Source organism: Pseudoxanthomonas sp. LjRoot204_2 (genome assembly GCF_056175765.1).
In genome coordinates this window covers 1-12,144 of sequence record NZ_JBGFFG010000052.1, presented here as the reverse complement: position 1 = coordinate 12,144, position 12,144 = coordinate 1, and the positions used below count along the sequence as shown (strand labels likewise).

Genomic DNA, 12,144 nt, shown 5'->3' with positions numbered 1-12,144 from the left:
TCGTCGGCCTGGTCGTGCCCACCGGATACTCGTTCAACCTSGACGGCACCAATATCTACATGACGCTGGCCGCGTTGTTCATCGCGCAGGCCACCAACACCGAGCTGAGCCTCGGCCACCAGATCATGCTGCTGCTGGTGGCGATGCTGAGTTCGAAGGGCGCCGCGGGCGTCACCGGCGCCGGCTTCATCACGCTGGCCGCGACGCTGGCGGTGGTGCCGGAAGTGCCCGTCGCCGGCATGGCGCTGATCCTGGGCATCGACCGTTTCATGAGCGAGTGCCGCTCGCTGACGAATTTCACCGGCAACGCCGTGGCCACGCTGGTGGTCGCGCGCTGGGAGAACGCGCTCGACCGCGACGCGCTGGCGCGCGCGCTGGGCGGGCCATCTGCACCGATCGCCGCCGCGCCCGATCCGGCCGCAGGCCCGGGCGATCCGACACGACTCACGGCCGACTGACGCCGGCCACACCACGTCTTCAGAGGAGGGACTGAACGATGCATGCCTTGAACCCACGCCGTGCTCCGCTGCGCAGCAGCCTGACGCTGGCCTTGCTGGCGGTGATCCATGCCGCGGCCGCGCAGGACGCCACCCCGCCCGCCGAACCGGCGGCGCAGTCCGCGCCCGCCGACGACGCGACCACGCTCGACAAGGTCGTGGTGGTCGGTTCGCACATCCAGGGCGCGGCCACCACCGATGCGCTGCCGGTGCTGGTGGTCGGCGCGGAGCAGATCGATGCTGCCGGTGCGATCTCCGGCGACGAGCTGATGCGCACCATCCCGCAGATGGGCGACGTGCTGTTCGACGCCTCGAACAACCCGCAGACCAGCAACGCGGCGCGCGGTGACGTCAATTCGGTGAACCTGCGTTCGCTCGGCGTCGGCAACACGCTGGTGCTGCTCAACGGGCGCCGCCTGGTGCAGCACCCTACCAGCCAGGGCACGTCCGATACCGGTACGGTGCCGGTGCAGAGCTTCAATTCGAACGCGATCCCCGTCTCCGGCCTGGACCGCATGGAGATCCTGCTGGATGGTGCGGCGGCCATCTACGGCGCCGACGCGGTAGCAGGCGTGGTCAACACCGTGCTGCAGGCCGACTTCGATGGCGTCAGCGCGAGCACGCGCTATGGCGGCGCCGAGGGCACCGGCATGAACGAGTTCGAAGTGAACCTGTTCGCTGGCCGCAATTACGATCGCGGCAATGTCTCGCTGTTCCTCAACTACGTCGACCGCTCCGAACTGATGGCGGACGACCAGGACTTCACCGCGACCGACGACCTGCGTGCGCTGTTTGCGGACTATCCGGATTTCGCCGGCCTGTCCGCGCTCGATGGCCGGTCGTCGCACACGCCGTGGGCGCGCCTCACGGTGGGCCCGCGCGCGGTGATCCGGTCCAACGGCACGGCGGTGACGAACACCGCGGGCGCGTTCCGCATCCAGCCCTCCAGCTTCGGCTGCGGCGTCAGCCTCGGCAATGATCTCTGCCTGGCCAGCGGCAACCACAATTTCAACACCACCAACCGCGAGATGCGCTACGACACGCGTTACGGCACCAGCGTGCGGCCGTCGGTGGAGCGCATCAACGTGTTCCTGACCGGCCATTACGACGTCACCGACACCGTCGAGGCGTTCGGCGAGGTCGGCTTCTACCATGCCGTCAGCGAAGCCACGCAGCCACCGGTGGTGAACCTCAACAGCCTGTGGATCCCGGCGACCAACTACTGGAATCCGTTCGGCGCGGCCACGCTGCCCGATGGCTCGCCGAATCCGAACCGCCTGCCGGGCCTGACCAACGTGCCCGCCGCCGGCCTGCCCGTGCAGATGAGCAACTACCGCTACGTCGACACCGGCTTCCAGCGCGTGCGCGTGGAGAACTACCAGGCGCGTTTCCTCGCCGGCCTGCGTGGCGAGTGGAACGGCTGGAACTGGGAGACGGCGCTGCTGTACTCCGAAGCCGAGGCCGAGGACCGTTCGCCCAACATCAACATGACCCTGTTGCAGCAGCAGCTGGCACTGGCCACGCCGGATGCCTACAACCCGTTCAGTGGCGGCTGCGTGTCCACGCCGACCTACGGCGACTGTTCGCCGAGTTCGCAGGCGGCGATCGACGGCATCGTGTTCGACCTGGTGCGCGAGTCGCGCACCACGCTGACGATGGCCGACTTCAAGATGAGCCGTGGCGACCTGTTCTCGCTGCCGGCCGGCGATGTCGGCATCGCCTTCGGTGCGGAAGCACGCCGCGAGACGCAGCGCGACGATCGCGATGCGAATCTCGATGGCACCTACACGTTCACCGACATGGTCACCGGCGAGACCAACCTGAGCAACGTGGCGGCGGTCAGTCCTAATCCGGACACGCGCGGCTCGCGCAATGTCGGCTCGGCCTACGTCGAGTTCGCGGTCCCGCTGGTGTCCGAGGACATGGACATCCCGCTGGTGCATCGCCTGGACATGCAGCTGGCCGGCCGTTACGAGCACTACTCCGACTTCGGCTCCGTCGCCAAGCCCAAGGTGGCGCTGGCTTGGGACCTGGTGGAGGGCGTGCGCCTGCGCGGTTCGTACTCGGAAGGCTTCCGCGCGCCGAACCTGGAGCAGACCAACGCCACCCAGTACGCGCGCCTGGCCAGCGGCGTGGACCACATCCGCTGCGAAGCCGACCTGCGCGCCGGCCGCATCGCCTCCTTCAGTGCCTGTGGTCAGAACACCGCCGGTGCGTCGCTGCTGGTCGCCGGCAATCCGGACCTGGAGCCGGAAGAGAGCACCAACACCTCCTTCGGTGTGGTGTTCCAGCCGACCTTCATCCCCGACCGTTTCGGCAACTTCACCTTCACCGTCGACCGCTGGAAGATCAAGCAGGAGYAGATCGTCGGCCTGCTCGGCGCGCAGACCGCGCTGACGGTGGACTACCTGGCACGCGTCGGCGGCGGCAGCAACCCGCTCGTCGTGCGCGAAGCCCCGACGCAGGAGGACATCGACGCGTTCGCCGGCACCGGGATCGATCCCGTGGGCCGCGTCATCGCCATCAACGACCGCTTCATCAACCTGCAGCCGCAGACGGCGGGCGGCCTGGACTTCGGCGTGGACTGGTCGCTGCGGCGCACCCGCTTCGGTTCGTTCTCGGTCAACCTCAACGCCACCCGCCTGCTGGAATTCACGCGTGATCCGGGCGACATCGTCAATGCACTGTACGCCGCGCGTGCGGCCGGCACCATCGATCCGCTGACGCCGCTGCCGGACCCATCGCAGCTGATCGGCCAGAACGGCCGGCCGGAATGGCGCGCCAGCGGTTCGCTGACATGGAACAAGGCGGCGTGGCGTGTGGGCTATTCGGCGCAGTACATGAGCTCGTTCGAGCAGCCGCAGCTGCTGGGCCTCTCGGGCGATCCGTGGGTGGTCGACCAGCGCCTGACGCACAACCTGTATGGTCAGTACCGCTTCGCCGATGGCACCGCCGTGCGCCTGGGCGTGCGCGACCTGACCGACGAGGGCCCGTCGCTGGCCGATGGCGGTTATCGCGGGTCGCTGCACAATCCGTGGGGTCGCTACTGGTACGTCAACATCAGCCGTTCGTTCTGAGGAGCCTGCAGCCGCGATGCGAAGCACGAGCCGCCGCTGGATCGCCGCCACGCTCGCCGCGTTGGCCGCCTTCGTGCCGCCTCTCGGCGCGGCGGCCGCCGACACCGACACCGACACCGACGTCGCATTCGCCCCCGTGGCGTGTCCGGCGTCGGTCGGCGCGCAGGTCGACTGTCTCGAAGGGCAGGACGTGAATGGGGCCTGGCTGCTGGTCGCCATGCCGCGCCGCTGGAACCGCACGCTCATCGTGCATGCGCACGGCGGGCCGCGGCTCGGCGAGCCCAAGGCCGGGGATTCGGCGGAGGACCTCGACCGTTTCGCGGTCATGGTGCGGGAAGGCCATGCCTGGATCGGCACCACGTATCGCCGCGGCGGTTACGGCGTGCGGATGGCGGCGGCCGACGTGGAGCACAGCCGGCGCGTGTTCTGGTCGCGCTGGGGCCGTCCGGAACGCACGCTGTTGCACGGTCAGTCGTGGGGCGGCAACGTCGCGGCGAAGGCGGCGGAACTGTATGCGCTCGACATCGATGGCGGGCCGAACTTCGATGGGGTACTGACCACCAACGGCCTGTTGTTCGGGGGCACGCGGGCATACGGCTTCCGCGCCGACCTGCGTGCGGTCTACCAGTATTACTGCCGCAACCATCCGGCCGTCGGGGAAGCGCAGTATCCGGTGTGGCAAGGGCTACCTGCCGGCGCGAAGATGACCCGCGACGACCTGCGCAAGCGCGTGGACGCCTGCACCGGTGTCGACCAGCCGGCGTCGAAGCGCACGCCCGCGCAGGCGGCGAACCTGCGCGACATCCTCGCCGTCACCGGCGTGGCCGAGCAGCAGCTGGTCGCGCACTTGGCGTGGGGCACGTTCCACTTCCAGGACGTGGTGCAGAAGCGGCTGGGTGGCCGGAACCCCTTCGACAATCGCACCACCGTCTATCGTGGTTCGCGCGATGACACCGCACTCAACGCCGGCGTCGAGCGCTTCGCCGCCGATCCCGCCGCCGTCGCCCGGTTGGCCTACGACGCCGACCTGTCCGGCCTGATCGTGCTGCCCACCGTCACCGTGCATGCGCGCCACGATCCGACCGTGTCGTACGACGCGGACGCGGCCTACAGGGCGACCGTCGCCGCGGCCGGCCGTGGCCACCTGCTGTTGCAGGCGCTGACCGATGAGCGCGACCACAGCCGCCTGCAGGACGCGACGTACGCGACCGCACTGCGGGTGCTCGAGCGCTGGCTCGACACCGGCACGCGACCGCCGGCCACGACCTTCGCCGAGACCTGCGCGCGCACGTCGCGGACACGCGCAGCATGCCGTTTCATCGCGCCCTGAGTGCGTCCTGCATGACCACGGCGTGACGCAGCGCCGCAACGGCCCAAGTCCGGGCCCGGCGGGGAAGGGGTAGAATTGCCGCTCCCCCGCCTTCACCACAGGCACCGTTTCCGCAATGACGAACGACGATTTCAAGCAGGCCGCGCTGGAATACCACCGCCTGTCCCCGCCCGGCAAGATCAAGGTGGCACCGACCAAGCCGATGCTCACCCAGCGCGACCTGGCGCTGGCCTACTCGCCGGGCGTCGCGTTTGCCTGCGAGGCGATCGTCGAAGACCCGAACGCGGCCAGCGAGCTCACGGCGCGCGGCAACCTGGTGGCGGTGGTCACCAACGGCACCGCGGTGCTCGGCCTGGGCAACATCGGCGCGCTGGCCGGCAAGCCGGTGRTGGARGGCAAGGGCGTGCTGTTCCAGAAATTCGCCGGCATCGACGTGTTCGACATCGAGATCAACGAGCACGACCCCGACAAGCTGGTCGACATCATCGCTTCGCTGGAGCCGACCTTCGGCGGCATCAACCTGGAAGACATCAAGGCGCCGGAGTGCTTCATCGTCGAGCGCAAGCTGCGCGAACGCATGAAGATCCCGGTATTCCACGACGACCAGCATGGCACCGCGATCATCGTGGGCGCCGCGGTGGTCAATGCGCTGGAAGTGATCGGCAAGAAGATCGAGGACGTGAAGCTGGCCACCAGCGGCGCCGGCGCGGCCGGCATCGCCTGCCTGGACATGCTGGTGGCGCTGGGCCTGAAGCCGGAGAACATCCTGGCCTTCGACCGTGACGGCGTCATCTACACCGGTCGCCCGCACCTGGACCCGGACAAGGCGCGGTATGCCCGCGATACCGACAAGCGTTCGCTGGCGGAGATCGTCGACGGCGCGGACATCTTCCTGGGCCTGTCGGCCGGCGGCATCCTGAAGCCGGAGATGGTCGCAACGATGGCGGACAGGCCCGTCATCCTGGCGCTGGCCAACCCGAACCCGGAAATCTCGCCGGCCGACGCCAAGGCCGTGCGCCCGGACGTCATCATCGGCACCGGCCGCAGCGACTATCCGAACCAGGTCAACAACGCGCTCTGCTTCCCGTACATCTTCCGCGGCGCGCTCGATGTCGGCGCCACCGTCATCAACGAGGACATGAAGGTCGCCTGCGTGCACGCCATCGCCAAGCTGGCGCGGCGCGAGGCATCCGACCTGGGTTCGGCCTACGGCGACGACGTGCCGTGCTTCGGCCCCGAATACCTGATCCCGCGCCCGTTCGATCCGCGCCTGCTGGTGGAAGTGGCCGCGGCGGTCGCGCAGGCGGCCATGGACAGCGGTGTCGCGCTGCGTCCGATCACCGACATGTGGGCCTACCGCGAGAAGCTGGGCCAGTTCGTCTACCGCACCAGCCTGATGATGAAGCCGGTATACGACCGCGCGCGCGCCGATATGAAGCGCGTGGTCTATGCCGAAGGCGAGGAAGAGACCGTGCTGCGCGCCGTGCAGACGGTGATCGACGAAGGCCTGGCGTTCCCGATCCTGATCGGCCGCCCGGACGTGATTGATGCGCGCATCCAGCGCCTCAGCCTGCGCATGCGCGCCGGCGTCGACTTCGAGATCACCAACCAGGATGACGATCCGCGCTTCAACGACTACTGGCAGCACTACCACGCGCTGACCTCGCGCCGCGGCGTGACGCCGGCGGCGGCGAAGAACCTGATGCGTTCGCGGCCCACGCTGATCGCCGCGGTGATGGTGGCGCGCGGCGAAGCCGACGCGATGATCACCGGCCTGGTCGGCCGCTTCCACAAGAAGCTGGGCTACGTACGCAGCGTGATCCCGCTGGACCCGGGCGTGCAGTCGACCTCGGCGATGACCGGCGTGATCAACAACCAGGGCGCGTACTTCTTCCTGGACACGCACGTGCAGGACGACCCGACCGCCGAGCAGATCGCCGAGGCCACGCTGCAGGCGGCGTACCGCCTGAAGCTGTTCGGCATCGAGCCGCGCATCGCGCTGCTGTCGCACTCCAACTTCGGCAGCCACGAGACGCCGGGTTCGATCAAGATGCGCCGCGTGCGCGAGCTGTTGTTGAAGCRCAAGCCCGACCTCAACGTCGATGGCGAGATGCAGGGCGACACCGCATGGGACGAGGTGCTGCGCAGCCGCATGATGCCAGGCAGCACGCTCTCGGGCCGCGCGAACCTGTTCGTCATGCCCAACCTGGACGCGGCGAACATCGCCTACAACATGGTGCGCGTGGTCACCGACGGCGTGGCGATCGGCCCGATCCTGATGGGCATCTCCAGGCCGGTCCACATCCTGACCACCAGCGCCACCCCACGCCGCGTCATCAACATGACCGCCATCGCCGCGGTCGATGCGCAGATCCGCCTGCAACGTGAGGCCGAGCGCAACGGACCGGGTTGATGGGTCCGAGCCCTGGAGAGAAAAAGCCCCGCATGCGGGGCTTTTTCTTGGTCGGTGTCCAGGACTTCAGGTGTGGGAGCGACGTGAGTCGCGATGGGCTACCGGTAAAGCCTCATCGCGACTTACGTCGCTCCCACAACCTTGCTTTGCGGCTAGTCCTCTTCCTCCCCATCCAGGATCCGCCGCTGCAACGCATCCAGGTAGGCATCGGCATCGGCGCTGGATTCGAAGATCTCGTCCATCGGCACCGCCTGCACGATCTCGATGACCTTACGGATCTGTTCCTGCGGATGCACCACCAGCAGGCGGCCTTCGTGCGGCGCGAGCGCCTTGCGCGCCTTCAGGATGCTGCGCACGCCGGCGCTGCTGATGTAGTCCAGGTGCGCCAGGTCCAGCACCAGTGCCTGCGGGCGCGCCGCCAGCATCGGCGCCAGTGCGTCGTCGAGCTGGCCGTGGCTGGCGGTGTCCAGCCGGCCGCCCAGCACCACGTACTGGTTGCCGTTGACGGGCGGGTAGACCTCAATCTCCAAAGTCATCGGGCATCTCGGTGAAGCGGATCTGCCGGGTGGGGGAAGCCCGGGGAGGCAGGGAGGCAGCGCTGGATCGTAAAACAAATGCGGGCCGAGGGTGCGGCGGCTCAGTCGTCGTCCTCGGCGGCATCCAGCACCTTGCGCTGCATCACGTCGAGATAGGCATCGGCCTCCGCCGTGGACGAGAAGATCTCGTTCAACGGCACGGCCTTCACCATGTCCAGCACCTTCTGGATCTGCGGCTGCGGATTGACCAGCAACACCTTGCCGCCGTGCGGGGCCAGCGTCTTGCGCGCCTTGAAGATGGAACGGATGCCGGCGCTGCTGATGTACTCCAGCCCGGACAGGTCCAGCACCAGCGAGTGCAGCTGGCGGGTCAGCAACGGCGCCAGCGCTTCGTCGAGGTCTTCGTACGTGTGGRTGTCCAGCCGGCCACGCAGCAGCGCGCGCTGGCTGCCCTTGCCCGGGGGATGGAACTCGATTTCCAGGCTCATGCGGACGTCTCCTCGGTGGGAATGCGCAGCGCCAGGCGCAGCACGTTGTAGTTACCCATTCGCTGATAGGTGGCCATTTCGGCCACCTGCCGGACCAGGTGCAGGCCCAGCCCGCCGGTGGGCCGGTCGAGGATGTCCGCATCCAGGTCGGGGGCAGGTTGCTCCAGCGGATTGAACGGCGCGCCGCTCTCGCGGAATTCCAGGGTCAGCACATGGTCGCGGATCGCGATGTCCACGCACAGTTCGTGTTCTTCGGCGTCCACCCGCGCCAGGTCGCCGTGCTCGATGGCGTTGCTGGCCAGTTCCTCGACGATCAGCCTGACGTCGCCCTGGATGGCACGGCTGACGCCATTGTTGGCCAATACGGCTTCCAGCGAGGCGTTGAGGTCGTCCACGCGGGCGTGCTCACGCGGGATGAACAGTCGCATCTGCATGTGCGTTCTCCTGGGTTGGCGGAGCTTCGGAGGAAGCGGCGGCCCTGTCCAGCCGACGCCGGATCGCGAGCACGGTGATGTCGTCGGATTGCGGTGCGGGATCGGTAAATGCGTGAACCCGCGCGATCAGCGCCTCGCACTGCTCGCGCGCGGTCGCGCCGGACCGCAGCGCACCCGGGATGCGTTCGGGGCCGAAGGCGACGTCGCGGCTGTCAAACGCTTCGGTGATGCCGTCGGTCCAGGCCAGCAGCGTGGCCCCGGCCGGCAATTGCCCGGACCACAGCGGGAACGCATCGCCCACCTCGAAACCCAGTGGCGGCCCCGGCTGCACCGGCAAGGCCTCGTGGCGGCCATCGGCATGCAGCAGCAACGGCGCATCGTGGCCGGCACTGGCCAGCACGCAGGCGCCGCTGCGCACGTCCACGCGCCCGCACAGCACCGTGGCGAACATGCACGCATCGTTGCCCTGCACCAGTCGCCGCGACGCTTCCGCCAGCACGCGCTCCGGCGACGGATGGGTACTGGCGGCCACCTCCAGCACGGTGACGGTGCGCGCCATGAAGAGCGCGGCGGGCACGCCCTTGTCCGACACGTCGCCGATGGCGAACCACAGGCCGTCGGGATCGGTCTGGATGAAGCAGTAGAAGTCGCCGCCCACGGCCTTGGCCGGTTCCAGCCGTGCATACGCTTCCAGATGCGCGTCCTCGCGATCGATGACGCGCCCTGGCGGCAGCATCGCCTGCTGGATCTCGCGTGCGATCGACAGCTCGCTCTCCAGCTTCTGCCGCGCGGCGGTCATGTCCTCGATCTCGTGCAGCTGCTGGCGGATGGAAACGCGCGCGTGTTCCAGCGTGCGCGCCATCTGGCCGACTTCGTCGCGACGCTGCACGAACGGCACCGGCATGTCGTAGTCGCCCTGGGCCAGGCGTGCCGCGGAGGAGGAGAGGTCTTCGACGGGCTGGCTGACGTGGCGCGCCAGCTTGCTCACCACCAGCATGCACACCAGCGCCAGCAGGGTGCCGATGGCAACCAGCAACCACAGCGCCTGCGTCAGGCGGGCAGTGACCAGGTCGTAGGACTGCGCCACCAGCAGGGTCCAGCCGCTGTCGCCCACCGGCTCCACCACGGTGTAGCGCCGCTCGCCGCTGACCGCATCCACGTGGAGATGCTGCAGCGGGCGCCGTACGCGGACGGCCTGGGCGATCTCGCCGAGATCCACGCGCCCGCTGCGCGCGATGTAGTCCTCCAGTGTTTCCTCGCGTTCGACGCCGACCTCGGGATTCAGCGCCAGCGTGCCGGCCGGTGCCACCAGCGAGACGCGCCAGCCCGGCAGGTGGGCCAGGGCATCGACCATGTCGGTCAGGCTGGTCAGCGGCAGGTCCAGGCTGACCATGCCGCGTGTGCGGGCGCCGCGCCCGGGTTCGCGCAGTGGCATGTTGTAGGTGACCATCCACACGTCGCCGGCGGTCTGGTTGAGGTACGGCTCCGACCACCAGCCCGCGGGTGCGGCCACGGTGCGCTGGTACCAGCCCTGTTCGCGGAAGGCATATCCGTCGGCGATGAAATCGCGGTCGCTGCCGTTCGCGGCCACGTAACGCGCGAACGGTGCGTCCTCCTTCGCGCGCGCCTCCAGGATCAGCAGGCCGCCCACGCAACCGGGCGTGGCCTTCACCATCGCGCGCAGGGTGGTGGTCAATTCGTCGGGCGAAAGCTGCGCGTTGCCCACCAGCTCCGACATGCCCTGCGTGGTGATGGTCACCACGTGCAATGCGCCGTCGATCCGCTGCGCGGCTTCCTGCGCCGTCGCCTGCGTGTCACGGCGCGCGTCGTCCAGGATCATGCGGCGCGCGTACCACGCGGTCGCCACCACCAGCAGCACCAGCAGCACCACGTTGACCAAGCCGGCCCACAGGGCGATGCGCGTGCGCAGGCTGCTGCGCCAGTGCGCGGCACCGGCGACATCGCGTTCTGGCACGACACTGCTGGGCACTGCGTTGCGCATGCCGACCCTGTTCGTCGCGTTCCCCCCGGACGCCGATCATACGCCCGCACCGCGTGCTGCATCGCAATAACCCAAAGGTCTGATTTTGGTGTGGTGGTTGTCCCGGGACAGGCACGCAATGTCCTCTCCATACGCCTGCGTAGCCAGGCTTGGCGCGGGGTGCGTGCGTTACACTTCAAGGCTCTACAAGTAACGGCGACGCCACGCCCCACGCGCGGCGCAACAGGAGTGGGAATGAACTGGTTGAACGAGATGTTGCAGAGCGATCCGGACCCGCAGGAATCCCGCGAATGGAYCGATTCCATGCAGGCGGTGATCGAGAAGAACGGYGCCCTGCGTGCTCACCAGTTGCTCGAAGGCATGGTCGAAGTCACCCGCCGCGCCGGTGCCTACCTGCCGTTCTCGCCGACCACCGAATACGTCAACACCATCGCGCCGCAGAACGAGGCCAAGAGCCCCGGTGACGCCGCGCTGGAATGGCGCATCCGTTCGATCATCCGCTGGAACGCGATGGCCACCGTCGTGCGCGCCAACCGCAAGCCCGGCGACCTCGGCGGCCACATCGCCAGTTTCGCCTCCGGCGCCACGCTGTACGACGTCGGCTTCAACCACTTCTGGCGCGCGCCCAGCGACAGCCATCCGGGCGACCTGCTGTTCATCCAGGGCCACAGCGCGCCGGGCATCTACGCGCGTTCGTTCCTGGAAGGCCGCATCAGCGAGCAGCAGCTCGACAACTTCCGCATGGAAGTCGACGGCCAGGGCATCTCGTCCTATCCGCATCCCTGGCTGATGCCGGACTACTGGCAGACCCCGACCGTCTCGATGGGCCTGGGCCCGCTGGCGGCGATCTACCAGGCGCAGTTCATGAAGTACCTGGAGCACCGCGGCCTGATCGAGAAGTCTGACCGCAAGGTGTGGTGCTTCATCGGCGACGGCGAGAGCGACGAGCCGGAAACCCTCGGCGCGATCGCGCTGGCCGGCCGCGAAGGCCTCGACAACCTGATCTTCGTCGTCAACTGCAACCTGCAGCGCCTCGATGGCCCGGTGCGCGGCAACGGCCGCATCATCGACGAGCTCGAGAAGCTCTTTGCCGGGGCAGGATGGAACGTCATCAAGCTGGTCTGGGGCAGCGACTGGGACGGGCTCTTCGCGCAGGACGTGAGCGGTGCGCTGGCGCGCGTGTTCGCCGAAACCGTCGACGGCCAGATGCAGACCTTCGCGGCCAAGGACGGCCGCTTCAACCGCGACAACTTCTTCGGCCAGAACCCCGAGCTCGCGCGCCTGGCCGAAGGCATGACCGACGAGCAGATCGACCGCCTGAAGCGCGGCGGCCACGACCTCGTGAAGATCCATGCCGCCTATGCCGC

8 protein-coding genes and 1 pseudogene are annotated in these 12,144 nt (G+C 68.2%); 5 read left to right on the top strand and 4 right to left on the bottom strand.

Annotation, left to right across the window (positions count from 1 at the left end):
• The 4 genes from AC04L7_RS04295 to AC04L7_RS04280 all read left to right on the top strand — a co-directional run.
• Positions 1 to 458: cation:dicarboxylate symporter family transporter (locus AC04L7_RS04295; RefSeq protein ID WP_475512573.1), on the top strand; the 458-nt coding region annotated here is incomplete at its 5' end.
• Between the two features lie 47 nt (positions 459 to 505).
• A complete protein-coding gene (locus AC04L7_RS04290; protein WP_475512572.1) occupies positions 506 to 3,574 on the top strand; it encodes a TonB-dependent receptor plug domain-containing protein in 3,069 nt (1,022 codons plus the stop codon).
• A 16-nt stretch (positions 3,575 to 3,590) separates the two neighbouring features.
• The gene (locus AC04L7_RS04285) at positions 3,591 to 4,904 is read left to right on the top strand and encodes a hypothetical protein (protein WP_435996282.1); all 1,314 of its coding nucleotides are present in this window, start codon (positions 3,591 to 3,593) and stop codon (positions 4,902 to 4,904) included.
• Between the two features lie 115 nt (positions 4,905 to 5,019).
• Positions 5,020 to 7,317: an NADP-dependent malic enzyme gene (locus AC04L7_RS04280; protein ID WP_475512571.1), complete on the top strand. Its 2,298-nt coding sequence runs from the start codon at positions 5,020 to 5,022 to the stop codon at positions 7,315 to 7,317.
• Between the two features lie 152 nt (positions 7,318 to 7,469).
• Here AC04L7_RS04280 and AC04L7_RS04275 read toward each other — a convergent pair whose 3' ends face one another.
• The 4 genes from AC04L7_RS04275 to AC04L7_RS04260 form a co-directional block, all read right to left on the bottom strand.
• Positions 7,470 to 7,853, bottom strand: a complete 384-nt coding sequence (locus AC04L7_RS04275; RefSeq protein WP_296280979.1) for an STAS domain-containing protein — start codon at positions 7,851 to 7,853, stop codon at positions 7,470 to 7,472.
• A gap of 101 nt (positions 7,854 to 7,954) precedes the next feature.
• Positions 7,955 to 8,341: an STAS domain-containing protein gene (locus AC04L7_RS04270; RefSeq protein WP_475512570.1), complete on the bottom strand. Its 387-nt coding sequence runs from the start codon at positions 8,339 to 8,341 to the stop codon at positions 7,955 to 7,957.
• Positions 8,338 to 8,775, bottom strand: coding sequence for an ATP-binding protein (locus tag AC04L7_RS04265; protein ID WP_296280983.1), 438 nt, complete (start codon positions 8,773 to 8,775; stop codon positions 8,338 to 8,340). The genes AC04L7_RS04270 and AC04L7_RS04265 overlap by 4 nt, the downstream gene beginning before the upstream one ends.
• Positions 8,747 to 10,777 (bottom strand): SpoIIE family protein phosphatase, encoded by a 2,031-nt coding sequence (locus AC04L7_RS04260; protein WP_435996287.1) that lies wholly within the window; start codon positions 10,775 to 10,777, stop codon positions 8,747 to 8,749. The genes AC04L7_RS04265 and AC04L7_RS04260 overlap by 29 nt, the downstream gene beginning before the upstream one ends.
• Before the next feature lie 234 nt (positions 10,778 to 11,011).
• On the opposite strand from AC04L7_RS04260, the pseudogene aceE reads away from it, so the two are divergent.
• Positions 11,012 to 12,144: pseudogene (gene aceE, locus AC04L7_RS04255) on the top strand (pyruvate dehydrogenase (acetyl-transferring), homodimeric type); the annotation flags it as partial.